This is a genomic window from Nitrospirillum amazonense (genome assembly GCF_007828045.1).
In the GTDB taxonomy this organism is placed as follows: Bacteria; Pseudomonadota; Alphaproteobacteria; order Azospirillales; family Azospirillaceae; genus Nitrospirillum; species Nitrospirillum amazonense_C.
Genome location: NZ_VITN01000009.1, coordinates 89,097 through 102,751, shown reverse-complemented (window position 1 = coordinate 102,751; position 13,655 = coordinate 89,097). Strand labels below are relative to the sequence as shown.

Below are 13,655 nucleotides of genomic sequence, written 5' to 3'. Positions count from 1 at the left end.
CACTCAAGGAGTTTAAATGGCCCAGGTTTCCGCCGCCAAGTCCCAAGACCGTGGGATGAAGGAAAGTTTCGCCGCCCTTCTGGAAGAGTCGCTCGGCACGAGCGAGAGCCTCGAAGGCACGGTGGTCAAGGGCACCGTTCTCAACATCGAGAACGACATGGTGCTCATCGACGTTGGTCTGAAGTCCGAAGGCCGGGTCGCGCTGAAGGAATTCGCCGTCCCCGGTCAGCCGGTTGAGCTGAAGATCGGCGACACGGTCGAGGTCTACCTCGAGCGCATGGAAGACAAGCACGGCGAAGCCATGCTGTCGCGCGAGAAGGCCAAGCGCGAAGAGGCCTGGACCCAGCTGGAGCGCGCGTTCACCGAACAGCAGCGCGTCACCGGCATCATCTTCGGTCGCGTCAAGGGCGGCTTCACGGTCGACCTGTCGGGCGCCGTGGCCTTCCTGCCGGGCAGCCAGGTGGACATCCGCCCGGTGCGCGACATCTCCCCGCTGATGGGCACCCCGCAGCCCTTCCAGATCCTGAAGATGGACCGCTCGCGCGGCAACATCGTCGTGTCGCGTCGCGCCGTTCTGGAAGAGAGCCGCGCCGAGGCCCGTTCGGAGCTGGTGGCCAACCTCAAGGAAGGCCAGGTTCTGCAGGGCGTGGTCAAGAACATCACCGACTACGGCGCGTTCGTGGATCTGGGTGGCGTCGACGGCCTGCTGCACGTCACCGACATCGCCTGGCGCCGCATCAACCACCCGTCGGAAGCCCTGCAGATCGGCCAGACCGTCACGGTCCAGGTCGTCCGCTTCAACTCCGAAACCCAGCGCATCAGCCTGGGCATGAAGCAGCTTGAGGCTGATCCGTGGGAAGGCGTGGAAGCCAAGTACCCGGTCGGCGCCAAGTTCAAGGGCCGCGTCACCAACATCACCGACTACGGCGCCTTCGTGGAGCTGGAGCCCGGCATCGAGGGTCTGGTGCACGTCTCCGAGATGTCCTGGACCAAGAAGAACGTCCACCCCGGCAAGATCGTCTCCACCTCCCAGGAGGTCGAGGTCATGGTGCTGGACGTGGATCCGCAGAAGCGCCGCATCTCCCTGGGCCTCAAGCAGTGCCTGGACAACCCGTGGGAGACGTTCGTCGACAAGTTCCCGGCCGGCACCGAGCTGGAAGGCGAGGTCAAGAACATCACCGAGTTCGGTCTGTTCGTTGGTCTGCCGGGCGACATCGACGGCATGGTCCACATGTCCGACCTCGACTGGAACAAGTCGGGTGAAGAGGCCATCCAGGACTACAAGAAGGGCGATCACGTCCGCGTGAAGGTCCTGGACGTCGATGTGGAAAAGGAACGCATCAGCCTGGGCATCAAGCAGCTGGCCAGCGATCCGTTCGAAGCCACCGTCGCCGGCGTCAAGAAGAACGACGTCGTCACCTGCACCGTCACCGCTATCACCGAGGGCGGCATCGAGGTGTCGGTCGTCGATGGCTTCACCGGCTTCATCCGCAAGTCCGACCTGTCGCGTGAGCGTTCCGAGCAGCGCCCGGACCGTTTCGCCGTCGGCGAGAAGGTCGACGCCAAGGTCACGCAGATCGATCGCGCCAGCCGCAAGATCGGCCTGTCGATCAAGGCGAAGGAAGTCGAGGAAGAGAAGCAGGCGATGGCCGAGTTCGGTTCGTCCGACTCGGGCGCCTCGCTGGGCGACATCCTGGGCGCCGCGCTGAAGCGCGCCCAGAAGGACAAGGACGAGGCCTGAGATTTGGTCCGTCAGGACTGAGTTTCAGGACCCATCCGGGTCTTGAGTGAGAAAGGGCCGTTCCCGGGCAACCGGGGGCGGCCTTTTTCTTATCCAGCCGGCTTGGCCGGACGGAGGGGCTCGACGGGGAAGGGCCCCCGAAAGGCCGAGTCCAATCAGCGATAATGCAGGAGTATGAAGACCTTACCCTTGCCAGGACGGGTCCGCTCCGGCACAGTTGGGAGAGGACGGGCGGCGACGGAGGCCGTGACCCGACCCCACAGGGCTCAAGCCGAGGCTGGCCACCAGGGGAAGCGGGACGCGGTATCAGGACCCGCTAGGCATGGGTGGATGTACACCTGGGCCGCCGGCCTGCCGGGAGGCACCAACGACACGATAAAGATAGCGGTCCCGCGAGACCGGGACCGATTGCCCAAGGGGGAATTGCCGATGACCAAGTCGGAACTCATCATGCGGCTGGCGGAACTCAATCCGCACCTCTACCAGCGCGATGTGGAAAAGATCGTCACCACCATCTTCGACGAGATCACCGAGGCCCTGGCCCGGGGTGACCGGGTGGAGTTGCGCGGCTTCGGCGCCTTCTCCGTGAAGCGGCGCGACGCCCGCACCGGCCGGAACCCCCGCACGGGCCAGGCGGTGGACGTGGATGAGAAGTTCATTCCCTTCTTCAAGACGGGCAAGCAGCTGCGTGAGCAGTTGAACACCGACTGATAGCCCCCATCTGTGGGACCCGGCCCCGGCGGTTCCGTCGGGGCCTTCTCAGCGCCGCCCCCAGGGGCCGCCCCATCCGCGGGTGGTCCGGGGCGGCCGTTGCCAGTGGAGCGGCCAGTGCTGCGTTACCTTTCCTGGATCGTGTCCATACCGCTGGCCCTCGTCGCCATCGACTTCGCCATCGTGAATGAGGAGTTGGTGCGCCTGACGCTGTGGCCGCTGGACGGCGCGGTGGTGGCGCCCTCCTTCGCGGTGGTGTTCGTGTCCCTGCTGGTGGGCTTCCTCGCCGGCGGCCTGATCTCCTGGCTGTCGGCCGGCAAGCACCGCCGGGCCCTGCGCAAGGAGCGGGCACGGGGCGACCAGCTGCAGCGCGATCTGGATGCCGCCCGGCTGCACGCCGCCGATTTGGAAAAGCGCATCGCCGCCGCCGACCGGGCCGCGGGTGCGGCGGCGGCCCCGCCGGCCGATGTGCGGGTGATGTCGCTGCGTTAGTTCGGCTTGCCCTCATGCGCCGGGCGCGGCCATCCGGCCGCTTGGCTTCCTCGTTTTCCAGTCCGCTGTCGCTTCCCGGAAAACTGTGGCGGATGCGGTCGCATCCTGCAGCGGCATGTCATGCCGCCCGTTCCAGGCATGGCGGCCCTCAGCGGGCCGCCTTTTCCTTTTCCGGCATGGCCTTTTCATCCGCCAGGCGCTTGTCCAGGCGGGCCGTCACCGCCGCGCCATAGCGATGGCAGGCGGTCTCATCCACCAGGGGCAGGGTGGCGTTGGGGCCCAGGCGCTTCCACATCTGCGAGGCGTCGGGATGGGGCGTCAGCAGGATGTCGCAGGGCAGGGCCGCCATGGTGGCGATGGCTTGGCGGAAGCTGGCCAGCGCGCCGGGATGCGCCGCCTCGTCCGAATAGCGGTAGACATCGTCGGTGTAGGCGCTGAGGCTGTCGGCGTAGACCATATGATGGCAGCGGCCATCCTGGCAGCTGTCCCAGGTCCAGGTGGTGGCCCCCGGCGTGTGGCCCGGCGTGGCGTGGGCCGTCAGGCGGATGGGGCCCAGGGTCACCTCCTCCCCATCCTTCAGGCGCTTCACATGCGGGATGGCGGGGAAGGCCTCGATGCTCAGGTACTGCGGGTCGCCCCGATCGCCCTTGCCGTGCTCCAGCGCGCCGGCCGCGGCCGACAGGGCCATGACCGTGGCGCCCGAGTCGCGCTGCAACTGGGCAATGCCGCCGGCATGGTCCAGGTGCTCATGGCTGTTCAGGATGACGCGCACGTCCTCCACCTTGAAACCCAGGGCGCGGATGTTGGCCTCGATCAGCGCCGCCGCCTTCTCCGTGGCGCCGTCGATCAGCACATGGCCCTGGGGCGAGGTGATGAGGATGGAGGACAGCCCGCAGGTACCGACGTACCAGGTGTCGGCATAGATGCGCAGCGGCGCCGCCGGCATGTTCCAGTCCGCCCCTTCCGGACAGGCGGCTGCCGGCCGCGGGGCCGGCGCGGGGGCGGTCGCGGCCAGCGCGGAAGCGGCGACGCCGCACAGCAGAAGGGCGGCGAGGGCGAAATACCGGGGCATGGGGGCTGTCCGCAGGCTGGAGGAAAAACTTCCGCGTGTGTGACTGCCAATTCTGGCCAAAAAAGGGCTACGGGGCCATGGGCGCCGCACCGGATGGTGGCGTTCGCCGCAACGGGCGGATGCCGCCGGAACCGTTAGCGGGGCCGGCGCTTGCGGCCGCGCCAATCGGGCTTGCGCGCGCCCTCGCCGGATGGCCGGTTGGCGGCGGCCTTGGGCGGGCGGTTGCCACGCACGGCGCGGTAGCGGGCCACCAGGGCGATGAAGGGCGCGCGCAACCGCTCCACCAGCGTGTCGTCCCCCTCCAGCTTGGCCAGGGCGAAGGCGCCGGCCTCCAGCGTCGACACGCTTTCGCGCCGGGGCTCGCGGCGCAGATTGCCGTAGGCGGAGACGAAATCGGGATGGACGATCAGGCGGCGCAGCTTCAACAGCCAGGCGTTGCGCCACCACAGGGCCTTGGCCTGCGACCACGACCCGTCCAGCAGAATGATACCCTCCAAGTCGGCCAGCATGGTGGGGTCCTCCACCGTCTGGCCCTTCTTGTCCACCAGGCGCAGGGTACCGGGCTGGGTGGCGACGGCGTCGTCGCCCGAGCCCATGTACAGCACGGCCCAGCGGCGCGGGTCGGCCTCGCGGCCCCCTTTTTCCGTGCCCAGCGCCTTGGCCAGGTTGGGCCAGGACAGGCCCACCTTCAGCCGGCCGCGCGCCAGGCCCAGGGTCAGCAGCCGGGCGCTGCCCAGCTCCACGTCCTGTTCCTGGGGATGCTGCAGCACCAGCACCTCCAGCCGGGTCTCGATGGGCGTGATGCCTTCGCAAACGCAGAGGTCCAGGGGTTTGGCGCAGCGGGGACAGGTAGCAAGGGCGGCGGAGGGCTGGGGGGTGGCCTCTTCCGCCGGCGGCACGGTGTCGTCAGTCATCTCAACCAGCACTCTCTTCCATGAAACGGGCCTTGCGCATGGGCGTGGGGTTCCGCGCCATGGTGTCTTCCTTTCCGCAGCCGCCTTCCGGCCCAGGGTCTATCGGGGCGATAATGGGGTTAAGTCGCCTGCGACGATGACGCCTGAGCGCCGGGGCTTGACGGCGGGGGCCGACAAGCGTTGACGTGGACCCGGCGGGGCCCTCCCGTCAAGATTCTAGCACAGCCTACCCCGGTATAGAGCCATGGCCACCGTCACCGTCCTGCCCCGCCGCTTCACCTCCCCGCCCACGCTGGAGGAGATCGAACGCCTGGCCACCGACGCCATCGCGTCCATCCCGCCCGAGCTGCGGGTGCACATGGGCAACCTGGTGGTCCATGTCGCGGAATTCCCGGATGAGGAGACGGAACGGGAGATGGGGCTGGAAACCCCGTTCGACATCCTGGGCCTCTACCGGGGTGTCTCCCTGCCCCAGCGCGGCGCCAACGACGCCAGCCACGGGCCGGACATGATCTTCCTCTACCGCCGGCCGCTGCTGGACTATTGGTGTGAGACGGGGGAGGATCTGGGCGATCTGGTGCTGAACGTCATGATCCATGAAATCGGCCACCATTTCGGCTTCACCGACGACGACATGTACGGCATCGAGGCCAACGATCCCTGAGTTTGGGGGGCCAGATTGGGGTTGGCGCCGATATAAGAAACGAGGGGCGGGCGGCCTGGGCGCCGCCGGCCGAAAGATGGGGGATGGGGTTATGGCGGCCTTCGTGTGGACCGGTCTGGTCACGCTTCTGGCATTGTTCGTCTATTTCTGGACCATCGGGCAGGTGAGCCGGGCGCGCACCCGGCATGGGGTGGAGGCGCCGTCGGTGGACGGCCCGCCGGCCTTCCAGCGGGTGCTGCGCGTGCAGGTGAACACCCTGGAGCAGATCGTGCTGTTCCTCCCCGGCCTGTGGCTGTTCGCCAACATCTGGGGTGACCACCAGGCGGCGGTGATCGGCCTGGCATGGCCCATCGGCCGCGTGCTGTACGCCGTGACCTACTATGCCGATGCCAAGAAGCGCGCCGCCGGCTTCGGCCTGGCGCTGTTCGGCACCTCGGTGCTGCTGGTCGGCAGCCTCATCGGCCTGGTGCGCTACCTGCTGGGGATTTAGCTCCCCGCCTGCAGGGTGGCGTCGCCCAAGCGGTAGTACAGGCCGTTGTCGTCATCGCCCACCATGTGCAGCGTGCCCGTCAGGGTGATGGGCTCGTTGGTCATGGCGATGGGGGCGCTGGTCTTCACCTCCATCAGGTCGGCGGGCCCGGGCGGCGGGCAGAAGGGGCAGCTGGGCGCCATGGCGCTCAGCAGGAAATGGCCGGACTTCTCCTTCTGCTCCAGCGGGATGATGAAGCCGGCGATGGTCAGGGGCTTGCCCTCCAGCGCCTGCACCGCCGGCCCGAAGGCGGCGCGCACGCGCAGCAGGCCGTTGTCCATGCTGTGCACTTCCTTGACGTCGGCCAGCTTGTCCCAGCCCAGGGTGGCCTTGGGGATGTTGGCCTGCACGGATGCTGCCGTCCCCGGCGCCGGCGCCGGGGGCGTGACCGATGCCACCTTCTTGTCGGCCGCCAGGGCGGGCGCCCCCGCGACGATTGCCGCCATCATCAGGGCGGCGGCGAATGTGCGCTTGGCCTGAACCGTCATGGCGAAATCCTTTCTCGCAACTGCCAAATGCTTTGTTGGCCCCAATCGTGGCCGATTAAGGGCTGGGTGTGCAGCGGAGGGTCACCCCCGCGACAGCACCGCCGACACATCCGTGCGATAGGCCTGGACCGCCGGAACCAGGGCGGCCAGCACCGACAGGCCGGCCGCCAGGACAAGAAGATAGGGTTCCGTAGCCGGAAACTGGAGTCCTGTGATGCCCATGTCGCGGGCCTGGGGCACCAGGCGGCCCGCCAGTTCCACCGCGCCATGGCCCAGCGCCAGGCCCAGGGCGGTGCCTGCCGCGCCCATGGCCAGCGCCTCGGTCAGCAGCAGGCAGGAGATGCGGGTACGGGTGGCGCCCAGGGCGCGCATGACCGCCAGGTCGTACCGCCGCGCCTGGGTGGCGTTGTAGAGCGCCACGAAGATGCTGAGCGCGGAGGAGGCGACCAGCAGCAGGCCGAAGCCGCGCACCGTGTCCGTGCCGATGCCCACCAAGGACAGCAGCCGCGTCATCTCCGCCGCCGGCGAGGCCGCCTGCATGGCGCTGCCGGTGTTGATGCGCCGGGGCAGCAGGGCGGCCGCGATGGGGGACCGGTAGCGCAGCAGGACGGAGGTCACCTCGCGCTCGGGTGCTTGCTGGGCCGGCTGGGCACCCTCCGCCAAATGGTCATGCGCCTCATGCGCGTCGTCGGGATGATGGTGGTGGGCGTCGTGCACCGCCCACACGCTGTCGATGGGGGTCAGCACCAGGCGGTCCACCACGCCGCCGGTGGGGGCCAGGATGCCCACCACGGTGTAGGGCGTGCCCTCATGCACCGCCCCGCCGGCCGACAGGCCATGGTTGCCGTTGAACTGGTCGCCCACCTTCAGGCCGGCGGCCCGGGCCACCTGGGCGCCCACCGTCGCCTCCATGGGCGCCTGCCACAGCCGGCCCATCGCCACCTGGGCATGGCGCAGGGCGACGAAGGCCGGGTCGGTGCCGACGATGCGGTATCCCCGGAAACTGTCGCCCAGGGCCAGGGGGACGGCCCGGGCCACCAACGGGTCGGACGCCAGGGCCTGCGCCTGCGACAGCGGGATGTTCCCCGTGGGGATGTCGATCTGGTACAGCGCCGACAGGATCAGCTGCAGCGGGCTGCCCTTGGCGCCCACCACCAGGTCGATCCCGGCGGCGTCCTTGGCCAGGCGGTCCTGCACCTGCGTGCCCACCAGGATCAGCACAACGATGGTGCCGGTGCCCAGCGCCAGCAGCGCCACGTTGAGCGCGGTGGTGAGGGCCGAGCGCTTCAGATAGGCCCACGCCAAGCCAAGGGTGTTCATGCGGCGTGACCGTCCACGGCGGTGCTCAATTTCGGCAATTCCAGCCGGTCGGATATCCGGGCGCGGGTGCGCTCGTCATGGGTGGCCACCAGCAAGGTGGCGCCGCACCCATCCGCCTGTTCCAGCAGCAGGTCCAGGACCAGCCCGCAATTCTCGTCATCCAGGGCGGAGGTCGGCTCATCCGCCAGGATCAGCTTCGGCCCCGTCACCACGGCGCGGGCGATGGCCACGCGCTGCTTCTCCCCCTGGCTCAGGTGTTCCGGCTTGGCGGCCAGGCGGTTGCCCAGGCCCACGCGGTCCAGCGCCCGGGCCACGGCCCCCGCGTCGCGCGGCAGGCCGGCCAGCCAGCGCGCCAGATGCAGGTTCTGGCCCACGTCCAGTGCCGCCACCAGGTGCAGGGTCTGGAAGACGATGCCGATCAGGCGGCCCCGCGCATGGTCGCGGGCGGCGGCGTCCAGGTCCCACACCGCCTGGCCGTCCAGCAGGATGCGCCCCTGGTCCGGCCGCTTCAGCCCGGCCAGGGCGTGGATCAGGGTGGTCTTACCGCTGCCGCTGGGGCCCAGCAGCAGGCAGTGCCGGCCGGCCTCGACCGACCAATGGGGAATGTCCAGCACCGGCCGGCCCGCGATGGCGTGGCGCAGACCGGTGACGTCGATAAGGGGCATGGGACCTGTATCCTGCCGCGTTGCCGTACCCCGGCGGCTGCCACCGGCGGGACGGGCGCATCTTGGGCGGCGCCGCGCGGCCCGGCAAGCGGGAAGGGGTGGTCCGGATGTCGCGGGCCTACCTTCTTGGAGAGGGGGATCGGGTGAGCATTTGATTCCCGGGTCCGACGTTGCTACAGTCGCCGCAGATGTCTTGGCACTCCCGGAATAAGGGTAAGGCATTGGAAAATAATCGGAAAATTTCAATCCTGTTCGTTTGCACGGGCAACATCTGCCGCTCCCCCACGGCGGAGGGCGTGATGCGCCGCCGCTTGGTCATGGATGGCCTGGCCGATGATGTGACGGTGGCCAGCGCCGGCACCCATGGCTATCACGTGGGGGAGGCGCCGGACATCCGGGCGGTGGAGGCGGCGCGCCATCGCGGCGTCGACCTGTCGGCGCTGCGCGCGCGCCGCGTGGACGCGGATGATTTCGAGCGGTACGACATGGTGCTGGCCATGGACCGCGATCATCTGGATTTCCTGCGCCGCCTGGCGCCGCCCAAGCGTCGCGACCGGGTGCAACTGTTCCTGGACTACGCCCCCGACCACAAGGGCCATGACGTGCCCGATCCCTATTACGGGTCGGAGGACCAGTTCGACACCGTGCTGGACTTGATCGAGGCCGCGGCCGACGGCCTGCTGGACGAGGTGCACCGCCGGCTGGGGCGCAAGGCGGGCTAGGTAAACGGACTCGGCTTGGCGGGCCGGGGGCGCTATACCTAAGGGCCCTATCGTCCCCGCCCTACCGGATTTAGTAGCCGTGCCCGACACCACCGACATCGCCTCGCCAGCCGCCAGCCAGGGGGCCGCCAACCAGGGCGTCACGCCCATGATGGCGCAGTACCTGGAGATCAAGGCCCAGCATCCGGGTGCCCTGCTGTTCTACCGCATGGGCGATTTCTACGAGATGTTCTTCGACGACGCGGTGGCCGCCGCCCGCGCGCTGGACATCACGCTGACCAAGCGCGGCCTGCATCTGGGGGAGGAGATCCCCATGTGCGGCGTGCCGGTGCACTCGCACGAGAACTATCTGTCCCGCCTCATCCGCCTGGGCTTCCGCGTCGCCATCTGCGAGCAGACCGAGGACCCGGCGGAGGCGCGCAAGCGCGGCGGCAAGGCGGTGGTGCGGCGCGAGGTGGTGCGCGTCGTCACCCCCGGCACCATCACCGAGGACGGGCTGCTGGACGCCCGGTCCAACAACTACCTGGCAGCACTGGCCGAGGTGGGCGGCGCCCTGGGCCTGGCCTGGCTGGACCTGTCGACGGGTGAGCTGACCCTGCAGCCGGTGGAGCGGGCGGCCCTGCCGGCGGCGCTGGCCCGGCTGGCGCCGGGTGAGCTGCTGGTGTCCGAACGCCTGACACAGCAGCCGGAGCTGTTCGAGCTGTGGGCCGAGTGGCGCGACCAGCTGACGGTGCAGCCTAACGCCCGATTCGACAGCGAGAACGGCCGCCAGCGCCTGCTGGACCTCTACGGCGTGGGCACGCTGGACGCCTTCGGCAGCTTCAGCCGGGCGGAGGTGGCGGCCGCCGGCTCCCTGGTCGATTATGTGGAGCTGACGCAGAAGGGCCGGGTGCCCCGCCTGGACCGGCCGCGCCGCCTGGCGCTGGGCGCGGTCATGGAGATCGACCCGGCGTCGCGCCGCAACCTGGAACTCAGCCGCACGCTGACGGGCGAGAAGCGCGGCAGCCTCCTGGGCGCCATCGACCGCACGGTCACCGGCGCCGGCGCCCGCCTGCTGGCGGCCCACCTGGCCTCCCCCCTCACCGACCCGGCGGCCGTGGGCCGGCGCCTGGACACGGTGGCCTATTTCGTGGAACAGGGCGGTCTGCGGGCCGACATCCGCGCGCACCTGGGCCGGGCGCCGGATATCGAGCGCGCCCTGTCCCGCCTCAGCCTGGGCCGGGGCAGCCCGCGCGACCTGGCGGGGGTGCGTGACGGCCTGGGCCGCGCCCGCGACATCTGCGACACCTTCCCGGCCGAGGCGTTGCGCGGCGCCCTGGAGCCGCCACTGCCCCCCGGGCTGCTGGACGCCCTGCACGGCGTGAAGGTGCCGGCCGACCTGGTGTCCATGCTGGTGGCGGCCCTAGGGCCCGACCTGCCGCTGAACGCCCGTGACGGCGGCTTCATCGCCCAGGGCTATTCCGCCCCCCTGGACGAGCTGAAGGAGTTGCGCGACGACTCGCGCCGCCTGATCGCCAACCTTCAGGCCCGCTATGCCGGGGACACGGGCATCAACACCTTGAAGATCCGGCACAACAACGTGCTGGGCTATTACATCGAGGTCACCGCCCAGCACGGCGACAAGCTGATGGCGGCGGAGCAGCGCGGCACCTACATCCACCGCCAGACCCTGGCCAATGCCATGCGCTTCACCACGGTGGAGCTGTCGGACCTGGAACGCCGCGTGGCGGAGGCGGGGGACAAGGCGCTGGCCCTGGAACTGGCCCTGTTCGAGGAGCTGACCCAGGCGGTGCTGGCCCGGGCTGACGACATCGCCTCCACCGCGCAGGCGCTGGCGTCGCTGGACGTGGCGACCTCGCTGGCCGACATCGCGGTGGAATGCCGCTGGTGCCGCCCGGTGGTGGACGACAGTCGCGAATTCCGCATCGTGCGCGGCCGGCATCCGGTGGTGGAGGCGGCGCTGGTGGCCGCTGCCAGCGGGCCCTTCGTCGCCAACGACTGTGACCTGTCGGACGCCAACCGCCTGTGGCTGCTGACCGGCCCCAACATGGCCGGTAAGTCGACCTTCCTGCGCCAGAACGCCCTGGTGGCCGTGCTGGCGCAGATGGGCAGCTTCGTACCCGCCGATGCCGCCCACATCGGCGCCGTCGACCGGCTGTTCAGCCGCGTGGGGGCGGCCGACGACCTGGCGCGCGGCCGATCCACCTTCATGGTGGAAATGGTGGAGACGGCGGCCATCCTGAACCAGGCCACGGGGCGCAGCCTGGTCATCCTGGATGAGATCGGGCGCGGCACCGCCACCTTCGATGGCCTGTCCATCGCCTGGGCGGCGGTGGAGCACCTGCACGAGGTCACGCGCTGCCGTGCCTTGTTCGCCACCCACTACCATGAGCTGACGACCCTGTCGTCCAAGCTGCCGTCCCTGGCCTGCCACACCATGCGCATCAAGGAATGGCAGGGCGACGTGGTGTTCCTGCATGAGGTGGCCGCCGGCGCCGCCGACCGCAGCTATGGCATCCACGTGGCCCGCCTGGCCGGGCTGCCGGCCACGGTCATCAGCCGGGCGGAGGAGGTGCTGGCCATCCTGGAGGCGGGTGACCAGGGCAGCGCCGTGACGCGTCTGGCCGACGACCTGCCCCTGTTCAGCGCGCCCGTGCGCCGCGCGCCGGAACCTGCCGCGGCGCCGCCGCCGGAATCGCCGGCGCTGGCCGCGCTGAAGTCCGTCAGCCCGGATGAGCTGACGCCGCGCCAGGCACTGGAAGAGCTGTACCGGCTGAAGGGGTTGGTGCAGGGCGCTCCCTGACGCCGGGCGGGTGCCTCATTCCTTGGGCAGCGTGGGGCCTTGGTCCGGCTTGGTGACATCCACGAAGTCGCCATCGATGACGGTGGTGGGGCGGGCCGGGCTGCCATAGGTGCCGCCTCCATTCATCCTGCCATCGGTGGTCCGGACGGTGAAGCGGGCGCCCGACAGCCGCTGGGCCTGGCCCAGCAGGGCGCGGCGCACCGGCGGGACCAGCAGGGCAAGCCCGGCCAAATCGCTGAGGAAGCCGGGCACGGCGAACAGCACGCCGGCGGTGGCCAGGCACAGGCCGTCCCATGCCACCACGGGCGCCTCGCCCGGGGTCGACCCCGCGACCTTGCGCAGGGCGTCCAGACCCTGGCGCTGCACCAGCCACAGGCCGACGATGGTGGACAGCACCACCAGGGCCACGGTGCCCAGCACGCCCACCTTCTCCCCCACCCAGGCGAAAGCGGCGATTTCCGCCAGAAGATACGCGATGAGAAAAAGGGGAAGGCGCATAAGCTTGCTCTTTCTTCGGGCGCCGCCTATCTACAGCGAGAGGGCCGCCCGTAATGACAACCGGGTGTTCGGTCTTAACATGGTGGGGCGGGGGCCCCGTATCCAGGTGCCGATTGGGCCTGGAACGCGGGCTGATTTCAAGCGCCGGAGGTTCGAAGTCTGCAATGGGTGACAACTCCTACTTCTTCGAAATCATCATCTTCGCGATGATCGCCGTGTTCCTGGCCTATCAGCTGCACAAGGCGCTGGGCCGCAAGACGGGGGAGGAGCGTGAGCGCCCCAACCCCTTCACCGCCGTTCCTCCCGCGCAGGGGCCCACCCAGGGACCGACCACCCAGGGGCAGCAGGGCGTGCGCCCGCCGTCCTTCCAGGGGGTGCAGCCCAAGGTGATCGAGGGCACGGCGCGCGATGTCACCCCGCCCGACTACGACGGCCCGCTGTCGCTGGAAGCCGGCCTCGCCCGCATCCATCAGGCCGATCCCAGCTTTGACGAGCGGCGTTTCCTGAAGGGCGCCGAAAGCGCCTTCGGCATCATCGTCGACGCCTTCGCCCGGGGCGACACCGGCGCCCTGCGCCCGCTGCTGGCGGACGCCGTCTATAACGATTTCGCCAAGGCCATCGAGGCGCGGGCCCAGGCGGGCGAGACGCTGGAGGCGCACATCCAGGCCTTCGACACCGTGGACCTGGTACAGGCCCGCCTGCTGGAAGGCCAAGCCCTGTGCACGGTGAAGTTCATCACCCACCAGACCAACGTCACGCGCGACGCCCAGGGGCGGGTGCTGGATGGCGACGCCGAGCACCCGGCCGAGGTGGTGGACATCTGGACCTTCGCCCGCGACACCAGGTTGTCCGACCCCAACTGGCGCCTGGTCGAAACCCGCGTTCCCCACTAAGGGCCCCCACTACGGGCCCCCACTACGGGCCATGGCTTAAGCGGGCGAATGGCGGCGCAAATCGCGATGCGCCCCGCATCCGGTGTTTCCTTCCGGCGGCGATCCGTTTTAAGGTCCGGCTCGACCTGACGATCCAGCCGCCC

At 69.4% G+C, this 13,655-nt stretch carries 14 protein-coding genes; 8 read left to right on the top strand and 6 right to left on the bottom strand.

Annotated elements, in window-relative coordinates:
• Positions 1-16 precede the first annotated feature (16 nt).
• The 3 genes from rpsA (at position 17) to FBZ89_RS15650 (ending at position 2,944) form a co-directional block, all read left to right on the top strand.
• On the top strand, positions 17-1,741 hold the full coding sequence (gene rpsA, locus FBZ89_RS15660) for a 30S ribosomal protein S1 (RefSeq protein WP_004272478.1): 1,725 nt from the start codon (positions 17-19) through the stop codon (positions 1,739-1,741).
• Between the two features lie 429 nt (positions 1,742-2,170).
• Positions 2,171-2,452 carry an integration host factor subunit beta gene (gene ihfB / locus FBZ89_RS15655; protein ID WP_040845205.1) on the top strand — a complete coding sequence of 94 codons (282 nt, stop codon included), beginning with the start codon at positions 2,171-2,173 and terminating at the stop codon, positions 2,450-2,452.
• A 117-nt stretch (positions 2,453-2,569) separates the two neighbouring features.
• Positions 2,570-2,944: a lipopolysaccharide assembly protein LapA domain-containing protein gene (locus FBZ89_RS15650; RefSeq protein WP_186291181.1), complete on the top strand. Its 375-nt coding sequence runs from the start codon at positions 2,570-2,572 to the stop codon at positions 2,942-2,944.
• Positions 2,945-3,092: 148 nt separating this feature from the next.
• Here FBZ89_RS15650 and bla read toward each other — a convergent pair whose 3' ends face one another.
• Both bla and FBZ89_RS15640 read right to left on the bottom strand, forming a co-directional pair.
• On the bottom strand, positions 3,093-4,016 hold the full coding sequence (gene bla, locus FBZ89_RS15645; protein WP_145750898.1) for a subclass B3 metallo-beta-lactamase: 924 nt from the start codon (positions 4,014-4,016) through the stop codon (positions 3,093-3,095).
• Between the two features lie 134 nt (positions 4,017-4,150).
• Positions 4,151-4,930 carry a tRNA-uridine aminocarboxypropyltransferase gene (locus FBZ89_RS15640; RefSeq protein ID WP_145750897.1) on the bottom strand — a complete coding sequence of 260 codons (780 nt, stop codon included), beginning with the start codon at positions 4,928-4,930 and terminating at the stop codon, positions 4,151-4,153.
• A 244-nt stretch (positions 4,931-5,174) separates the two neighbouring features.
• Between FBZ89_RS15640 and FBZ89_RS15635 the strand changes: the two genes are divergently transcribed.
• Both FBZ89_RS15635 and FBZ89_RS15630 read left to right on the top strand, forming a co-directional pair.
• The gene (locus tag FBZ89_RS15635; RefSeq protein WP_145611001.1) at positions 5,175-5,594 is read left to right on the top strand and encodes a metallopeptidase family protein; all 420 of its coding nucleotides are present in this window, start codon (positions 5,175-5,177) and stop codon (positions 5,592-5,594) included.
• A gap of 91 nt (positions 5,595-5,685) precedes the next feature.
• A complete protein-coding gene (locus FBZ89_RS15630) occupies positions 5,686-6,084 on the top strand; it encodes an MAPEG family protein (RefSeq protein WP_145750896.1) in 399 nt (132 codons plus the stop codon).
• Here the strand turns inward: FBZ89_RS15630 and FBZ89_RS15625 are convergent.
• The 3 genes from FBZ89_RS15625 to FBZ89_RS15615 all read right to left on the bottom strand — a co-directional run bounded on the left by FBZ89_RS15625 (position 6,081) and on the right by FBZ89_RS15615 (position 8,596).
• The gene (locus tag FBZ89_RS15625; RefSeq protein WP_145750895.1) at positions 6,081-6,611 is read right to left on the bottom strand and encodes a DUF3299 domain-containing protein; all 531 of its coding nucleotides are present in this window, start codon (positions 6,609-6,611) and stop codon (positions 6,081-6,083) included. The two genes, FBZ89_RS15630 and FBZ89_RS15625, sit on opposite strands and share 4 nt — an antisense overlap.
• An 81-nt stretch (positions 6,612-6,692) precedes the next feature.
• A complete protein-coding gene (locus tag FBZ89_RS15620) occupies positions 6,693-7,931 on the bottom strand; it encodes an ABC transporter permease (RefSeq protein ID WP_145750894.1) in 1,239 nt (412 codons plus the stop codon).
• On the bottom strand, positions 7,928-8,596 hold the full coding sequence (locus FBZ89_RS15615; protein ID WP_145750893.1) for an ABC transporter ATP-binding protein: 669 nt from the start codon (positions 8,594-8,596) through the stop codon (positions 7,928-7,930). Before FBZ89_RS15615 ends, FBZ89_RS15620 begins: the two co-directional genes overlap by 4 nt.
• Positions 8,597-8,784: 188 nt before the next feature.
• On the opposite strand from FBZ89_RS15615, the gene FBZ89_RS15610 reads away from it, so the two are divergent.
• Both FBZ89_RS15610 and mutS read left to right on the top strand, forming a co-directional pair.
• A complete protein-coding gene (locus FBZ89_RS15610) occupies positions 8,785-9,318 on the top strand; it encodes a low molecular weight protein-tyrosine-phosphatase (protein ID WP_145750892.1) in 534 nt (177 codons plus the stop codon).
• Between the two features lie 148 nt (positions 9,319-9,466).
• Positions 9,467-12,121, top strand: coding sequence for a DNA mismatch repair protein MutS (gene mutS, locus FBZ89_RS15605; protein ID WP_145751011.1), 2,655 nt, complete (start codon positions 9,467-9,469; stop codon positions 12,119-12,121).
• Positions 12,122-12,136: 15 nt separating this feature from the next.
• On the opposite strand, the gene FBZ89_RS15600 is transcribed toward mutS, so the two are convergent.
• On the bottom strand, positions 12,137-12,619 hold the full coding sequence (locus tag FBZ89_RS15600; RefSeq protein ID WP_145750891.1) for an FxsA family protein: 483 nt from the start codon (positions 12,617-12,619) through the stop codon (positions 12,137-12,139).
• Positions 12,620-12,783: 164 nt separating this feature from the next.
• On the opposite strand from FBZ89_RS15600, the gene FBZ89_RS15595 reads away from it, so the two are divergent.
• Complete coding sequence (locus FBZ89_RS15595) at positions 12,784-13,512, top strand: Tim44/TimA family putative adaptor protein (protein WP_145750890.1); 729 nt, start codon at positions 12,784-12,786, stop codon at positions 13,510-13,512.
• Positions 13,513-13,655: the final 143 nt, after the last annotated feature.